Source organism: Mycobacterium sp. E787 (assembly GCF_001668725.1).
Classification (GTDB): Bacteria; Actinomycetota; Actinomycetes; order Mycobacteriales; family Mycobacteriaceae; genus Mycobacterium.
This window is the reverse complement of record NZ_LZKL01000055.1, coordinates 164205-179700: the sequence shown is the minus strand read 5'-3', so window position 1 is coordinate 179700 and position 15496 is coordinate 164205. Positions and strand designations below refer to the sequence as shown.

At 70.5% G+C, this 15496-nt stretch carries 15 protein-coding genes; 4 read left to right on the top strand and 11 right to left on the bottom strand.

Annotation, left to right across the window (positions count from 1 at the left end):
• Positions 1–273: 273 nt before the first annotated feature.
• From tsaD to A5705_RS11905, 8 genes are all read right to left on the bottom strand, one after another.
• Complete coding sequence (tsaD, locus tag A5705_RS11940) at positions 274–1311, bottom strand: tRNA (adenosine(37)-N6)-threonylcarbamoyltransferase complex transferase subunit TsaD (protein WP_068277638.1); 1038 nt, start codon at positions 1309–1311, stop codon at positions 274–276.
• Positions 1308–1775, bottom strand: a complete 468-nt coding sequence (rimI, locus tag A5705_RS11935) for a ribosomal protein S18-alanine N-acetyltransferase (protein WP_068277635.1) — start codon at positions 1773–1775, stop codon at positions 1308–1310. The genes tsaD and rimI overlap by 4 nt, the downstream gene beginning before the upstream one ends.
• Positions 1772–2401 carry a tRNA (adenosine(37)-N6)-threonylcarbamoyltransferase complex dimerization subunit type 1 TsaB gene (gene tsaB, locus A5705_RS11930; protein WP_068277713.1) on the bottom strand — a complete coding sequence of 210 codons (630 nt, stop codon included), beginning with the start codon at positions 2399–2401 and terminating at the stop codon, positions 1772–1774. The genes rimI and tsaB overlap by 4 nt, the downstream gene beginning before the upstream one ends.
• Positions 2398–2862: a tRNA (adenosine(37)-N6)-threonylcarbamoyltransferase complex ATPase subunit type 1 TsaE gene (gene tsaE, locus A5705_RS11925; protein WP_068277632.1), complete on the bottom strand. Its 465-nt coding sequence runs from the start codon at positions 2860–2862 to the stop codon at positions 2398–2400. Before tsaE ends, tsaB begins: the two co-directional genes overlap by 4 nt.
• Positions 2855–3907, bottom strand: coding sequence for an alpha/beta fold hydrolase (locus A5705_RS11920; RefSeq protein ID WP_197521259.1), 1053 nt, complete (start codon positions 3905–3907; stop codon positions 2855–2857). Before A5705_RS11920 ends, tsaE begins: the two co-directional genes overlap by 8 nt.
• A 52-nt stretch (positions 3908–3959) precedes the next feature.
• Positions 3960–5126 (bottom strand): alanine racemase, encoded by a 1167-nt coding sequence (gene alr, locus A5705_RS11915; protein ID WP_197516877.1) that lies wholly within the window; start codon positions 5124–5126, stop codon positions 3960–3962.
• Positions 5127–5229: 103 nt separating this feature from the next.
• Positions 5230–6615, bottom strand: coding sequence for a glutamate decarboxylase (locus tag A5705_RS11910; protein WP_067873585.1), 1386 nt, complete (start codon positions 6613–6615; stop codon positions 5230–5232).
• A gap of 24 nt (positions 6616–6639) precedes the next feature.
• Positions 6640–8055: an NAD(P)H-hydrate dehydratase gene (locus A5705_RS11905; protein ID WP_067873807.1), complete on the bottom strand. Its 1416-nt coding sequence runs from the start codon at positions 8053–8055 to the stop codon at positions 6640–6642.
• 71 nt (positions 8056–8126) lie between these two features.
• Here A5705_RS11905 and A5705_RS11900 point away from each other — a divergent pair, with 71 nt between their 5' ends.
• Positions 8127–9047 (top strand): class I SAM-dependent methyltransferase, encoded by a 921-nt coding sequence (locus A5705_RS11900; RefSeq protein WP_068277625.1) that lies wholly within the window; start codon positions 8127–8129, stop codon positions 9045–9047.
• A gap of 118 nt (positions 9048–9165) precedes the next feature.
• On the opposite strand, the gene A5705_RS11895 is transcribed toward A5705_RS11900, so the two are convergent.
• From A5705_RS11895 to glmS, 3 genes are all read right to left on the bottom strand, one after another.
• On the bottom strand, positions 9166–9870 hold the full coding sequence (locus A5705_RS11895) for a rhomboid-like protein (protein ID WP_156738232.1): 705 nt from the start codon (positions 9868–9870) through the stop codon (positions 9166–9168).
• Between the two features lie 28 nt (positions 9871–9898).
• Positions 9899–10798, bottom strand: a complete 900-nt coding sequence (locus tag A5705_RS11890) for a DUF4436 domain-containing protein (RefSeq protein WP_068277622.1) — start codon at positions 10796–10798, stop codon at positions 9899–9901.
• Positions 10799–10860: 62 nt separating this feature from the next.
• On the bottom strand, positions 10861–12738 hold the full coding sequence (gene glmS / locus A5705_RS11885; RefSeq protein ID WP_068277617.1) for a glutamine--fructose-6-phosphate transaminase (isomerizing): 1878 nt from the start codon (positions 12736–12738) through the stop codon (positions 10861–10863).
• Between the two features lie 595 nt (positions 12739–13333).
• On the opposite strand from glmS, the gene A5705_RS11880 reads away from it, so the two are divergent.
• The 3 genes from A5705_RS11880 to A5705_RS11870 are packed head-to-tail and all read left to right on the top strand — an operon-like array spanning position 13334 to position 15492.
• Positions 13334–13537 (top strand): Rv1535 family protein, encoded by a 204-nt coding sequence (locus A5705_RS11880; RefSeq protein WP_068277614.1) that lies wholly within the window; start codon positions 13334–13336, stop codon positions 13535–13537.
• 25 nt (positions 13538–13562) lie between these two features.
• A complete protein-coding gene (locus A5705_RS11875) occupies positions 13563–14402 on the top strand; it encodes a dienelactone hydrolase family protein (RefSeq protein ID WP_067873572.1) in 840 nt (279 codons plus the stop codon).
• Between the two features lie 46 nt (positions 14403–14448).
• Positions 14449–15492 (top strand): LLM class F420-dependent oxidoreductase, encoded by a 1044-nt coding sequence (locus A5705_RS11870; protein WP_067873569.1) that lies wholly within the window; start codon positions 14449–14451, stop codon positions 15490–15492.
• Positions 15493–15496 lie beyond the last annotated feature (4 nt).

The following is a 15496-nucleotide window of genomic DNA, read 5'->3' as shown; positions in this document are numbered from 1 at the left end:
AATTACGCGTCCGGGGCGTTCACCCCGGACATTTGTAGGTCTCGGGTCCGGGGCGGGGTGCCCCGGACCGGAGTTGGCGGTCGGTCCGGGGCCAGCCCCGAACCGTCCGAATCATCAGTTGATCCAGCATCCATCCGTTGCCCGAGCGCCGTCGTCGCGGGTGCCGGCACAGGGCTTGGCCGATTGCCACCTAGCACTCTATACATGCGAGTGCTAGCACTCAAGGCCGCCCTGGTGCTTCTGTCGTGTCAGCCTGTCCGCGCTGAGCGAACATCAGCCCACCTGCGCCTTTACCACCGGCAGACCGGGGTCGCTGGGCACGTCCAGGGGCGACGGCGGCGCCCCCGCGGCCACCAGATGCGCGGCGAAGGACGCGATCATCGCGCCGTTGTCGGTGCACAACCGCGGCCGGGGGATGCGCAGCGTCAGGCCCGCCGCCGCGCAACGCTGCGTGGCCAGCTCCCGCAACCGCGAGTTCGCGGCCACACCCCCCGCGATCAGCAGGGTGGAGACGCCCAGCGCGGTCGCCGCGCGTACCGCCTTTTTGGCCAGCACGTCGGCGACGGCCTCCTGGAAGCCGGCGGCGATGTCGGCGGTCGCGGCCTCGGGGTGGCTTTCCACGTACCGCGCGACGGCGGTCTTCAGCCCGGAGAAGCTGAAGGCGTACGCGTCGTCGCCCGGGCCGGTCATGCCGCGCGGGAACGAGATGGCGTCACGATCGCCGGTGCGGGCGAGGTCGTCGAGCACCTTGCCGCCGGGATAGCCCAGCCCCAGCAGCCGCGCCACCTTGTCGTAGGCCTCGCCGGCGGCGTCGTCGACGGTGCTGCCCAGCTCGACGATCGGTTCGCCGAGGGACCGCACGTGCAGCAGGTGGGTGTGCCCGCCCGACACCAGCAGCGCCACACACTCGGGCAACGGCCCGTGTTCGTAGACGTCGGCGGCCAGGTGTCCGCCCAGGTGGTTGACGGCGTAGAACGGCACACCCCAGGCCGCCGAATACGCCTTGGCCGCGGCGACTCCCACCAACAGGGCGCCGGCCAGCCCGGGCCCGATGGTGGCCGCGACAATGTCCGGTTTCTGGTCCGGCCCGTCCAGGCCCGCGGCCGCCAGCGCGCGGCGCATGGCGGGGCCCAGCGCCTCGAGGTGGGCGCGGGAGGCGATCTCGGGGACGACGCCGCCGAAGCGGACGTGTTCGTCGACGCTGGAGGCCACCTCGTCGGCCAGCAGCGTCACGGTTCCATCGGCGTCGAGCCGCGCGATGCCGACTCCCGTTTCGTCGCACGAGGTTTCGATGGCCAGTACGACCGTCACCGCGGCTCCCTGCGCATCGTGTACGCGTCGGCGCCGCTGACCCGGTAGTAGCGCTTGCGCAGGCCGATCTGCTCGAACCCGGTGCTGCGGTACAGCGCGATGGCGGCCTCGTTGTCGGTGCGCACCTCCAGGTACACGGCGCCCCCCTCGGCGAAGGCGAGCAGCTCGTCGAGCAGGCGGCGGCCGATGCCACGGCCCTGGTAGGCCGGGTCCACGCCGATGGTGTGCACCTCGTACTCGAACGGCGGGGTGCGGCCCAGCCGCGAGATGCCGGCATAGCCGACCAGCGTGCCGGCGACGCGCGCGCCCACGTAGTGGTTGTGCTTGCCGGCCAGTTCGCGGTTGAAGGCCACCGCGGGCCACGGGTCGTCGCCGGGGAACAGCTGGGCCTCCAGCTCGGCGCAGCGCGGTGCGTCCGCCGGTGTCAACGCGCCGATGGTCACCGACTCGCTGCAGGCCGTCATCGGGGGGCCGCCAGGGGCTTGGCGTCGGGCCGGCGCAGGTACAGCGCGACCAGGGGGAGCGGGCGCTCGGACCAGTCGGGTACCGCGGCCACCAGGCCGGCCGGCGTCGGCGAGACGGGCCCGCATACCGGCAGGCCGAACAGCGCCGCGTGCTCGGGCGAGCCGGCCACCGCGCGCGCCGGCCCGGGGTCGACGTCGGCGGGGGCGCCGACTCCGGGTCCGGCCATGCGGAACCCGTCGCGGTAGCGGGCCCAGTACACCTCGCGCCGGCGGGCGTCCGTCACCACCAGGACGTCGCCGGAGGTGCGCACCCCGATGGCGTCCAGGCTGCAGACCCCACGCACCGGGATGCCCAGCGCGTGGCCGAACGCCGCAGCGGTGGCCATCCCGGCCCGCAGCCCGGTGAACGGGCCGGGGCCGCAGCCCACCACGACGGCGTCGAGATCGGCCATCGTCAGCGCGGCGTCGGCGAGGGCGGCCACCACGTTGGGTGTCAGCCGCTCGGCGTGCGCCCGGGCGTCGACGGTGACCCGCTCGGCCAGCACGGTGTGGACGCAACGCTCGAGCCGTACCAGGCCCGCCGTCACGGCCGGGGTGGCGGTGTCAAGGGCGAGAACGAGATTCACGGCCGCCCCCACTGCCAGGTGGCGATCCGGACGTCGGAGTGACTGACCCGCTCCAGGCGGACGTCGAGGTGCCGCTCGGAGAGGCGTTCGGCGAGGCCCTCGCCCCACTCGACCACGACGACGGCGTCCTCGAGATCGGTGTCCAGGTCGAGCGAGTCGAGCTCGCCGAGCAGGTCGGCGCCGTGATCCAGCAACCGGTACATGTCGACGTGAATCATCGCCGGCGCGCCGGGCCGCCGCGGCGGGTGCACCCGGGCCAGCACGTAGGACGGCGAGGTGACGGGCCCGTCGACGTCCATCGCCGCGGCAATTCCCTTGGCCAGCACCGTCTTTCCCGCACCGAGCGGGCCGGAGAGCACCACCACGTCGCCGGCCTTGAGCCGCTCACCCAGCCGCGATCCCAGCGCGACGGTGTCCTCGACGCGCTCGCACGTGGCAGTGCCCGCATCACCGTCAGCCACGGCGGCGCAGCCGTTGCTTGAGCCGCCGGTAGCGCAGGGCCACCTTGCCCGGGACGGCGCGGTGCACCAGCCGGACCAGCCCGTCGTTGATGGCTTCGGGTTTGTCCAGCAGCGCCAGGTGGCTCGCGCCGCTGACGATCACCAACTCCGACAACGGCAGCGAGGCCGCCATCTTGCGCGAGTATTCGTCCGGCGTGAGCAGGTCGTGGTCACCGCAGGCGATCAGGGTGGGGACCTTCAGCAGCGTCCACAGCCCGGCGGTTTCGTCGTGCTTTTCCAGGGCGTCCAGGAAGCCGACCATGGTGGCGATCGGTGTGCCGTTCATCATCCGCTGCGAGAACGCGTCCAGGCTCCGGCTGACCTGCAGGTCGCTGTAGGACGCGGCCCGCAGGATCGGGCCGATCAGCGACCGCGACACGTTGCGGCCGCGGTGCATCAGCTTGGGCGCGGACCGGGCGGTGAACCGGAACGCTTCCAGCGCAGGGTTTTTCAGGATCTCGCCCAGCGGGGACCGCGTGACCCCTTCGGCCGCGGAGGAAATGATCGCGGCGCCGACGATCCGGCTGCCGTACTGCTCGGGGAACTGGCGCGCGTGCGACAACACCGTCATGCCGCCCATCGAGTGGCCGACCAGCAGGACAACCCCGCGCGGCGCCACCGCCCTCAGCACTGTCTGAAGGTCCTCGCCCAGTTGAGTCAGCGTGTAGGTCTCGGGCTCGCCGGCGCCCGAGCGCCCGTGTCCGCGCTGGTCGTAGAACACCATCCGCACGGGCGCACCGAGCCGGTTGGGCAGCCGGGTCCGCTGGAAATGGAAGGCGCCCATGCGCAGGCAGAATCCGTGGACGAAGACCATGGTGACCTGCGCGTCCAACGGGCCGGCCTCGCGGACCGCGAGCGCCACCCCGTCGCGGGTGGTCACCACGTAGGCGCGGTCGTCGTCGATCCGCTCGAAATCCTCGTCGGCGTAAGGGTCTTCGCGGGTGGTGGTGCGCTGGGTCATCGATCGGCGGGCCGAGGCTCCGACGATGGTGGCGACGGCGGTCACGCCGGCGCCACCCGCAAGCCAGGCCCTGCCCCGGTGGCGCCTGCGGGTTTCCTCAGGGCTCAACGGTTTCGGCCTCGCGATAGGTTCGCCTGATCCGCCCTCGGGGGCTGGTGACCACTTCGTAGTGGATGGTGCCGAGCAGGTCGGCCCAGTCCTGTGCGGTGGGTTCGCCGCGGGTTCCGGGCCCGAACAGGATGGCCTCGTCGCCCTCGGCCACGTCGACGGGCCCGGGACCCAGGTCGACGACGAACTGGTCCATGCAGATCCGGCCGGCACCGGGGCGGCGCCTGCCGTTGATCAGCACCTCCAGGCGCCCGCCCAGCGAGCGGAACACGCCGTCGGCGTAGCCGATCGGCAGCAACGCCAGGGTGGTGTCGCACCGCGCCGTCCAGGTGTGCCCATAGGACACGCTCTCGCCGGCGCGAATCGACTTCACCAGCGCGACAGGGCATTTCACCGTCATCGCCGGGATCAATCCCATGTCGCCGAGGTCGGGCACCGGGCTCAGGCCATACACCGCGATGCCGGGGCGTACCAGGTCGTAGGCCAGGTCGGGTCGCGACATCGTGGCCGATGAGTTCGCCAGATGCGCCACCTCGAACCGCACACCCTCGGCGCGCGCCTGTGCCAGCGCGTCGGAAAACCGTTGGGCCTGAACGTCGTTGATGGGGTTCTCGGGCTGATCGGCGAACACCAGGTGCGACATCAGCCCCCGCAGCCGGATGGCGTCCTCCGCGACCGCCCGGCGCAGCGTGGTCAGCATAGCCGGGTACTGCGCCGGGGCGACGCCGTTGCGGTTCAGCCCCGTGTCCACCTTGACGGTGACCGTCGCCGTCCGACCGGTTCGGCGCACCGCGTCGGCCACCTCGTCGAGCTGGCGCACCGAGGACACGCCGATCTCCACGTCGGCCAGCAGCGCCGGCCCGAAGTCCATGCCGGGCGGGTGCAGCCATGCCAGCACCGGCGCGGTGATGCCGTCGGCGCGCAGCGCCAGCGCCTCGTCGACGGTGGCGACGCCCAGCTCGGCCGCCCCGGCGGCCAGCGCCGCGCGGGCGACCGGGGTGGCACCGTGGCCGTAACCGTCGGCCTTGACGACGGCCATCACCTGCGCGGCGCCGGCGCGCTCGCGCAGCACCCGGACGTTGTGCGCAACAGCGCCCAGGTCCACCACGGCCTCGGCGAGAACACCGGGCGTCAGGGATATCGGCGTAACGACCACGGGCGCCATTCTCCCAGAACCCCGCCAAGCGTCGCCGAGCGTCGACTTGTTGCGCAGATCACGGCCCTGATTGCCCAACAAGTCGACGCTCGGCGCCAAACGCTCAGTGCGCGAAGTGCTGGGCGTCGTAGTGCCCGCCTGGCTTGAGCTTGTCCAGCGACGCGAGGGCGGCGCGCGCGTCGTCGTGCAGCGCCCGGGCCAGGTCGGCCGAGAGGCCCTCGCGCACGACGATGCGCAGCACCGAGACGTGGGTGGCGTTGTCGGGCATCGTGTAGGCGGGCACCTGCCAGCCGTAGCCGCGCAGCTCGTGGGAGACGTCGAACTCGGTGTAGCCGCGGTCCTTGGCCAGCCGGAAGCTGACCACCGGGATCGCCGAACCGTCCGAGATCAGCTCGCAGTGCTCCCCCTCGCGCAGCTGCGCACCGAGCCAGCGCGCCGTCGACGACAGGCTCTGCATGACCTTGGTGTATCCCTCGCGCCCCAGCCGCAGGAAGTTGTAGTACTGGCCGACCACCTGGTTGCCGGGGCGGGAGAAGTTCAGCGTGAAGGTCGGCATGTCGCCGCCAAGGTAGTTGACATGGAACACGAGATCCTCGGGCAGGTGCTCGGCGCTGCGCCACACCACGAACCCGACGCCCGGATACGTCAGCCCGTACTTGTGGCCGCTGACGTTGATCGAGACCACCCGCGGCAGCCGGAAGTCCCACTCCAAATCGGGGTGCAGGAACGGCACGACGAAGCCGCCGCTGGCGGCGTCGACGTGCACCGGGACGTCCACGCCCCCGCCGGCCGCGAGCTTGTCCAGCGCCGCGCAGATTTCGGCGATCGGTTCCAGTTCGCCGGTGTAGGTGGTGCCCAGGATCGCCACCACGCCGATGGTGTCCTCGTCCACGGCGTCGACGACCTGCTCGGGCGTGATGACGTAGCGCCCCTCCTCCATCGGCAGGTAGCGCGGTTCGACATCGAAGTAGCGGCAGAACTTCTCCCACACCACCTGGACGTTCGAGCCCATCACCAGGTTGGGCCGGCGGCTCTCCCAGCCCTTTCCGACCTTGGCCCGCCAGCGCCACTTCAGCGCCAGGCCGCCCAGCATCACGGCCTCGCTGGAGCCGATGGTGGACACGCCGATGGCGCTCGAGGGGTCGTCGTCCTTGAGATTTTCGGCATGGAACAGGTCGGCCACCATGCAGACGCAGCGCTGCTCGATGGCCGCGGTGGCCGGGTACTCGTCCTTGTCGATCATGTTCTTGTCGAACGTCTCGGCCATCAGCTTGCCGGCCTCGGGATCCATCCAGGTGGTGACGAACGTGGCCAGGTTGAGCCGCGAACTGCCGTCGAGCATCAGCTCGTCGTGGATGAAGCGGTACGCGGCCTCGGGATCCATGGACTCCTCGGGGAGCCGCAGCGCGGGGATCGGCGCGGTGAACATGCGGGTGGTGTAAGCGGGGGCGATCGAGTGGGCCGGCACGGACGGATGGCTGCGGGACACGGCGGATCCTTTCTCTACAGGTCTCTACAGGGCGGCTATAGCGGCCCGGATGTGCGGGATGATGCGCGACGACGACGTCGGCGCCTCGCCGGGGCCCGGGTCGGCGGCCGACATCGCGGCGGCACGGGCGTGCACGAAGGCCGCGGCCGCGGCCGCCTCGGCGGCCGGCAGCCCCGACGCCAGCAGCGCGCCGATCATCCCGGACAGCACGTCGCCCGACCCCGCCGTGGCCGCCCACGACTGCCCGGCGGGGTTCAGGTACACCGGGCCGCCGGGGTCGGCGACGATCGTGACGTTCCCCTTGAGCAGCACGGTGGCGCCGAAGCTGTCGGCCAGCTTGCGGCACGCGCCGACGCGGTCGTCCCCCGGCGGGTTACCCGCCAGCCGGGCGAATTCACCCGCGTGCGGGGTAAGCACCGTCGGGGCGGTGCGGTTGACCACCAGCTCGGGATGGGCCGCCAGGATGGTCAGCGCGTCGGCGTCCACGATCACCGGGAGGTCGGTGTCCAGCGCAAACCACAGCGCCGCCGCCCCGGTGTCGTCGGTGCCCAACCCCGGCCCGACCACCCAGGCCTGCACCCGCCCGGCCGCCGCGGGGCCGGGTGCCGCGATCACTTCGGGCCAGCGCGCCAGCACCTCCTTGTGCGCGCTGCCGGCGTAGCGGACCATGCCGGAGTGGGCGGCGACGGCCGCGCCGGTGCACAAGACGGCCGCACCCGGATAGGTCGAGGAGCCGGCCATCACCCCGGTGACGCCCTGGGTGTACTTGTCGTCGTGCGGGCCGGGCACCGGCCAGCGCGCGACGACGTCGGCGGCCTCGAAGCCGAGCACGTCCGTCTCCGGTAGGTCCAGGCCGATGTCGATCAGCTCGACGCGCCCGCAGTCGGCCAGTGCGTGCACGGGTTTGAGCCCGCCGAAGGTGACCGTCAGCGCGGCGTGTACCGCGGGCCCGGTGATCGCGCCGGTCGCCACGTCGATGCCGCTGGGGATGTCGACGGCGACCACCGGTATCTCCCCTGCGGCCGCGAACACCTGCGCCGCGGCCGGCCGCAGCGGGCCCGATCCGGAGATCCCCACCACGCCGTCGATGACGAGATCCGTTGTCGGCGAGACGCTTTCGACCACACGCCCGCCGGCCTTGCGGAACGCGGCCAGCCCCTTGCGGTGGGTGCGGTCGGGATTGAGCAGCACCGCGTCGGCGACCGCGCCGCGCCGCCGCACGAAGGTCGCCGCCCACAGCGCGTCACCGCCGTTGTCGCCGGAGCCGACGACCGCGCACACCCGGCGCCCGGCGACCCCGCCGGTGCGGGCGGTCAGCTCGGCGATGATCTCGGTGGCCAGCCCGAACGCCGCGCGGCGCATCAGAGCGCCGTCGGGCAGGCTGGCCAACAGCGGAGCTTCGGCGCCCCGGATCGCGTCGACGGAGTAGTAATGCCGCATCATCGCAAGCATTCCATGTCGGGGCGTACCCTCGCGCACGGCTCGAATCAAACGGCGGACGGGGGGCGGTTATGGCACGGACAGACAACGACACGTGGGACCTGAGCAACGGCGTCGGGGCCACGGCCACCGGCGTCGCGGTGGGGCGCGCACTGGCCAGTCGCGGCGAGGACCCGCTGATCGACGACCCGTTCGCCGAGCCGCTCGTTCGCGCCGTCGGCATCGACTTCTTCACCCGCGTCGCCGGCGGTGAGTTGGATCCGGCCGAGGTCGACGACAACGGGGACTTCGGGATGGCACGGATGGGCGCCATGATGGGCATCCGTACCCGCTTCTTCGACGACTTCTTCCTGGCCGCAGCCCGAGACGGGATCCGCCAGGCGGTGATCCTGGCCTCGGGCCTGGACGCCCGCGCCTACCGGCTGCGCTGGCCGGCGGGCACCACGGTGTTCGAGATCGACCAGGCCGCGGTCATCGACTTCAAGACCGCGACCCTGGCCGAACTGGGCGCGGCCCCGACCGCCGACCTGCGGACGGTGCCTGTCGATCTGCGCCACGACTGGCCGTCGGCGCTCCGCACGGCCGGCCTGGACCCCGCCCGCCCCACCGCTTGGAGCGCCGAGGGCCTGCTGCCGTTCCTGCCGCCGGACGCGCAGGATCGGTTGCTGGACAACATCACCGAGCTCAGCCCGCCCGGGAGCCAACTGGCCACCGAGAACTTCCGGGGGCCCGCCGATGCGGTGCAGGCAATGGCCGACCGGATGCGGGACGTCACCGACCAATGGCGCGAACACGGCTTCGACATCGAGATGACCGACCTGTGGTATGCGGGCGACCGCCACGACGTGGTCGAGTACCTGGACGGCCACGGCTGGGCGACCTCGGCCGTGAGCGTTGCGGATCTGTTTGCCGCCCAGGGCTTTCCGCTGCCCGCCGGCGCGGACCGCGAGACGGGCACCGGGCTGCACTACGTCAGCGCCAAGCGTACCTAGCCGCGGCGGGCGCGTGGTTTCGCGCGCTGGACCGGCTCGTGGGCGTCGTCGGCGACGAGGTGGGCGCACGCGATGGCGTCGGGCGACGGCTGGGCGCGCGGACCGGCCGCCCCACCGCCTACCCCCCGGAACCGACTCGCCGGAAAGCGGTTCTGAGTCTCGCCGGATTCAAGGCCGGACCCTTGCGTTCCCGCGCCATCGGGTAGAAGCAGAGCCCGATCAGGATCGCGGCGAAGTGACCGATCGCGGTGAAGTTCACCCCGTGGCGACTCATCATCAGCAACGGAAAGCCGAAGATGACGAGCAGCACCCCGAGGTAACCCCACCGCCACGGCCGCGCGATGTGATAGGTCAGCACGGCCATCACGCCGACCAGGAAGTAGCTGACCCCGATGTCGCGGGCGTGCACCAGCCGTTCCGGCGCCTCGTGTTCCTCGATCGCGTAGTACAGGATGCCCTCGCTGATGTAGGTGGCCAGGATGTGAGAGGTCAAACCGATTGTTAGCCAACGCAATTGGCCGAGCCAGTGTTCGGCGGGCGCGAGGAAAAGCGTGAACAGCAGCAGGTAGGGTTCCAGGTCCTTGCCGTCGAGCCACAGCAGGCTGGAGAACAGCACGTCGAGCGGGTCGGTTCCCAGCGCGTGAATGTTGGTGGACCGGTGCAGCAGCACCCAGTGCAGCTGCCGCCCGGGCAGTTCGTTCTGGATGATCGTGGTGATCGTCAGCACGAGCAGCCAGCAGTAGGTCAGCGGCGCTCCGGTGACGAAATGCCACACCGCGAGCCAGATCCGCCGCAGCCGGGTCCCCACCGATGCGTTCGCCACAAGTTCAACTTTTGCACGCCCGGCGTTGCTACGCGACGGTGGCCGGCTCGGGTCTCAGGTGCCGCCACCAGCAGAAGATGTAGAGCAGCATCGCGTTCACCAACGCGACGATCACCCACAACGTGACGGTGACATCGACCCACGACCCGATCGGCGGCGCGTCCGGCAGGGCGTTGCGCAGCGGCATGATGGCGAAAAGCATCGCCGCGTACCACGTCGTCATCGGCGGCTGAAACTTTCGCCGGTCGAGCGCCGTCAGCACGGCGACCGAGAGTCCGATCGCGGCGATCGCGATCATCATGGCGACGATGACGGCGGCGAATGCCGCCGTGCTCGGCGACCGGCGCAATTCCACCCGGTAAGGCGCGGCGATGGGCGCGGCGATACCCGATCTGGCGCTGACCGGTATGTCGACGCGCCAGCCCGGAATGCGGTCGATGAAGGTGACCGACGCCCGTTGCGGCACCGGCGAGGCGCCGCGGAACAGATCGACCGTGATCGGCCCCGAGTGGTAGTGGTCGAAAGGCCAATCCGAAGGGTCGCCCGTGATGGTCAGCGGGACGGGAGACACGCCCGGCACCGTGCCCTTCGCCCAGCTGCGCTTGGTGGGCGTCACCGCGGAGTGGACGGCGACGGCGAGATCTTCGGTGAGGCCGCCGGTCAGCGGATCCAGCAGCTCATGCCCCGGCGAAACGGTGATATTGCCGCTCAGCCCGCCCTTGACCGACTGGAGTTCTTGGAGATCGATCGTCACCGTGGTCCCGTCGGGCGCCGGCTGGCCCTGGGTGACCTGACGCGGGCAGCCACAGCCGGATCGGGAATACAGCCCCACCGTGATGGCGTAGGTCGCGACGAACAGAACCACCAGACCGACGATCAACACTCGCCCCGAGCGCCTGCCCCGCTGGGCCGAACCATCCGCCGACAATGCGCCTCCCCCTCGCTCGCACGACTTGACCGCCCGGAGATTGTACGGCGGAACCCATTCGGCTATTCGACGGTGACGGACTTGGCCAGGTTTCGCGGCTTGTCGACGTCGTAGCCGCGGGCCTGCGCCACCGACGCGGCGAACACCTGCAGCGGGATGGTCGACAGCAGCGGCTGCAGAAGCGTTGACACCGAAGGGATTTCGATGAGGTGATCGGCGTAGGGGCGCACGGTGTCGTCGCCCTCCTCGGCGATCACGATGGTCACCGCGCCGCGGGTCTGAATCTCACGGATGTTGGACAACAGCTTGGCGTGCAGCGTGGCCTGGCCCTTGGGCGAGGGCATCACGACGATGACGGGCAGGTCGTCTTCGATCAGCGCGATCGGGCCGTGCTTGAGCTCCCCGGCGGCGAACCCCTCGGCGTGCATGTAGGCCAGCTCCTTGAGCTTCAGGGCGCCCTCCAGCGCCACCGGGTAGCCGACGTGGCGGCCCAGGAACAGCACGGTCGAGGACTGGGCGAACCGGTGCGCCAGCGCGGCCACCGGCTCGATCATCGCCAGCACGCGGGCCACCAGGTCGGGCATCGCCTCGAGCTCGCGGTACTCGCGCTCGACCTCGTCGGGGTACTTGGTGCCGCGGGCCTGCGCCAGCGCCAGGCCGACCAGATAATTGGCGGCGATCTGCGCCAGGAAGGTCTTGGTGGAGGCCACGCCGATCTCCGGGCCGGCGCGCGTGTAGAGCACCGCGTCGCATTCGCGCGGGATCTGCGAGCCGTTGGTGTTGCAGATCGCCAGCACCTTGGCCTTCTGCTCCTTGGCGTGCCGGACCGCCTCCAGCGTGTCGGCGGTCTCCCCCGACTGCGAGATGGCCACGACCAGGGTGCTGCGGTCCAGCACCGGGTCGCGGTAGCGGAACTCGCTGGCCAGCTCCACCTCCACCGGCAGCCGGGTCCAGTGCTCGATCGCGTACTTGGCCAGCAGCCCCGAGTGGTACGCGGTGCCGCAGGCCACCACGAACACCTTGTCGATCTCGCGGAGTTCCTGGTCGGACAGGCGCTGCTCGTCGAGCACTATCCGGCCGTTGACGAAGTGCCCCAGCAGGGTGTCGGCCACCGCGATGGGCTGCTCGGCGATCTCTTTGAGCATGAAGTACGGGTAGCCGCCCTTCTCGGCGGCGGCCAGGTCCCAATCGATATGAAAAACGCGGGCACTCGCGGCGTCATCGTTGCCGTCGAAGTCGGTGATGCGGTAGCCGTCCGCCGTGATCACCACGGCCTGGTCCTGGCCGAGTTCGACGGCGTCACGGGTGTGTTCGATGAACGCCGCCACGTCGGAGCCGACGAACATCTCGCCGTCGCCGATGCCGACGACCAGCGGGGTCGAGCGGCGCGCGGCCACGATGGTGCCCGGCTCGTCGGCGTTCGCGAACACCAGGGTGAAGTGGCCCTCGAGCCGGCGCAGCACCGCCAGCACCGAGGCGACGAAGTCACCCGCGGTGTCGCCGTGCCGGTAGGCCCGGGCCACCAGGTGCACCGCCACCTCGGTGTCGGTGTCGCTGGCGAACTCCACGCCGGCCGCCTCCAGCTCGTGGCGCAGGGCCGGAAAATTCTCGATGATGCCGTTGTGGACGACCGCGATCTTGCCGGCGGCGTCGCGGTGCGGGTGGGCGTTGCGGTCGGTGGGGCGGCCGTGGGTGGCCCAGCGGGTGTGGCCCAGGCCGGTGGTGCCGGCGAGCGCCCCGGGCGTCGTCTGCTCGGTTTCTTCGATGGCCTCTTCCAGGTTGGCCAACCGGCCGGCGCGACGCCGGACGATCAGTTTGCCCCGGCCGTCGACCAGCGCGATTCCCGCTGAGTCGTAGCCGCGGTACTCCATCCGGCGCAGCGCGTCCATGACGACCTCGCAGGCCGGGCGCTGCCCGACGTAGCCGACAATCCCGCACATCCTGAACAGGGTAGTGCAGCGATCGCCGCGGACCCGCCAGCACGGGCCCGACCTGCGGATACCGCGGGCGCGCCGCCACCAAGCATCCGTTGAGGATCCCTCCAGGCCGGGGCGCGACGCTGTGGTCAGCGACACCGGCGCCGGGAAGGACCGCAGGGATGCATTCACACCGATTTAACAAACGATCAGGGCTTATTTCACCCGATGTATTCGTGTCGTTCCCGTTGGCTTCCGGCGCCCAGCAACTGCCCGCCTTACACTGCGAAATGTGGGACCCAAGCTGGCAACAACCCACTGCTGGCGGAAGAAACGACGGGGGTGGCTCTCGCCCGATCAGGACCGGGACGAATTTGCGGCGGACTCTATCGGCAAATCAAATGGTCAGCCCCCTAATTGCCACGCCGGCGCACCGCATCAAATTCGGCCGAGAATCCTTACCACGTCACTTTAGATACAAGTCAATGTCAATAGTTCAACTATCCGTAAACCTTACGAAAATAGCCGTCTAGCAAATGTTAAAACCTAATCAGGGAATCGGAGATCTGGCCGCATTCGAATAGATCTCACGGCCCCGTGGATCTTCCAGGAGGGAACCATGACCGCAGTTCTGATCGACGAGGTGGTGACTGTCCAGGCCGCGTCACGGCCGACCGTTGCGCCCGCGCCGAAGCGGACCCCTCGCCCGCCGGTCGCCGGCGGCGACCCGATGGTGGACGCGGCCTCTCGTTTGCTGAGCATCCCACTGCGCCACCTGTACGCGGCGTTGTGGCGGGTGGGTCTGATCGAGGTCACTGCCTAGCGGCTCCATGCGCTAACGTCGACGGGTGGCCCGCATCCGCAAGCTCGTCGCAGCCCTCAGCCGCCGTGGCCCGCACCGGGTTTTGCGCGGTGACCTGGCCTTTGCAGGTTTGCCGGGCGTGGTGTACACGCCCGAGGCGGGGCTCAATCTGCCGGGCGTCGCGTTCGGCCACGATTGGCTCGCCGGCGCCGCTCGTTATTCCGGCCTGCTGGAGCACCTGGCGTCGTGGGGCATCGTGGCCGGGGCGCCCGACACCCAGCGGGGCCTGGCGCCGTCCGTGCTCAATTTCGCCTTCGACCTCGGCACCGCCCTCGACATCGTGGCCGGTGTGCGCCTCGGGCCGGGCAACATCAGCGTGCATCCGGCCAAGCTCGGCGTCGTGGGCCACGGGTTCGGCGGCTCGGCGGCCGTGTTCGCGGCGGCCGGCATGCCCGCCAAGCCCGCGGCCGTGGCGGCGCTCTTCCCGTCGGTCACCAGCCCCCCCGCCGAGCAACCCGCCGCGACGCTGAGGGTCCCGGGGTTGATCCTGACCGCGCCGGGGGATCCGAAATCGCTGAATTCCAACGCGCTGGCCCTGGACGCCGCGTGGGACACCGCGACCCTGCGCATCGTGCACAAGGCCGAACCCGGCGGGCTGGTCGAGGGCCGCCGGCTGACCACGGTGTTCGGGCTGGCCGGGCCGGACCGGCGCACGCAGCGCTCGGTGCGCGCGCTGCTGACCGGTTACCTGCTCAACGCGCTGGGCGGGGACAAGACCTACCGCGACTTCACCGATCCCGACGCCAAGCTGCCGCGGACCGATCCGGTGGATCCCGAGGCCGAGCCGGTCGCCCTCGAAGAGAAGGTCGTCGCGCTGCTGAAGTGACACTCCCCACAGGGGCGTGCCACCGACGCCGTGGTATCTGTCGTTGATGCGAATCGGGATCGCCCTGGACTACTCGGGCGGGTTTCACGAAGGCGTTGACCGCATCGTCGAACTCGAAAAGGCCGGCATCGACATCGCGGTGGTGGCCGAGGCATATTCCTTCGACGCCGTGAGCCAGCTCGGGTATCTGGCCGCCAAGACCAGCACCGTCGAACTCGCGTCGGGGGTGTTTCCCATCTACATCCGCACGCCGTCGCTGCTGGCGATGACCGCCGCGGGCCTGGATTTCGTGTCCGACGGGCGATTTCGGCTCGGCATCGGCACGTCCGGGCCCCAGGTGATGGAGGGGTTCCACGGCGTGGAGTTCGACGCCCCGTTGGGCCGCACCCGCGAGATTGTGGAGATCTGTCGGCAGGTCTGGCGCCGCGAGCGGGTGCAGTACGCCGGCAAGCACTACCAGATCCCGCTGCCCGCCGACCGCGGGACTGGCCTGGGCAAACCGCTGCAGCTCATCAATCACCCTGTGCGCGAACGCATTCCGATCACGATCGCGGCGCTGGGCCCGAAAAACGTCGAGCTCACCGCCGAGATCGCCGAGGGCTGGCAGCCGGTGTTCTACCTTCCGGAGAAGGCGAATCTGGTGTGGGGCGAGGCGCTGGCCGCCGGGGCCGCCAAACGCGATCCCGCCCTGGGGCCGCTCGACGTCATGGTGCACGCGTCGCTGGCCGTCGGCGACGACGTCGAGGAGCGGCTGGCCTGGGTCAAGCCGCAGCTGGCCCTCTACATCGGCGGGATGGGCGCCAAGGGCCGCAACTTCTACCACAACCTGGCCACCCGCTACGGCTTCGGCGAGGTCGCCGACCGGATCCAGGAGCTGTACCTGTCCGGCCGGAAGGCCGAGGCCATCGACCTGGTGCCCGACGAGCTGGTCCGCGGGATGTCCCTCGTCGGCCCCCGCGGGTACGTCGCCGAACGCCTGGCCGCCTTCGCCGAGGCCGGCGTGACGACCCTGTTGGTGAGCCCGCTGGCCGCCGACGCGGGCGAAGGCGTGCGCTTCGTCGAGGACGTGCTCGCGCTGCGGCCGGCCTGAGGGC

Excerpts from the sequence above, each read along its gene's own strand:
- glmS (WP_068277617.1), bottom strand. The coding sequence starts at position 12,738 with ATGTGCGGGATTGTCGGCTACGTCGGGCAGCGCCCGGCCTGCGAGGTC.
- rimI (WP_068277635.1), bottom strand. The coding sequence starts at position 1,775 with ATGACGGCCTGCAGCGAGTCGGTGACCATCGGCGCGTTGACACCGGCG.
- A5705_RS11905 (WP_067873807.1), bottom strand. The coding sequence starts at position 8,055 with ATGCGGCATTACTACTCCGTCGACGCGATCCGGGGCGCCGAAGCTCCG.
- A5705_RS11900 (WP_068277625.1), top strand. The coding sequence starts at position 8,127 with ATGGCACGGACAGACAACGACACGTGGGACCTGAGCAACGGCGTCGGG.
- A5705_RS11870 (WP_067873569.1), top strand. The coding sequence starts at position 14,449 with ATGCGAATCGGGATCGCCCTGGACTACTCGGGCGGGTTTCACGAAGGC.
- A5705_RS11880 (WP_068277614.1), top strand. The coding sequence starts at position 13,334 with ATGACCGCAGTTCTGATCGACGAGGTGGTGACTGTCCAGGCCGCGTCA.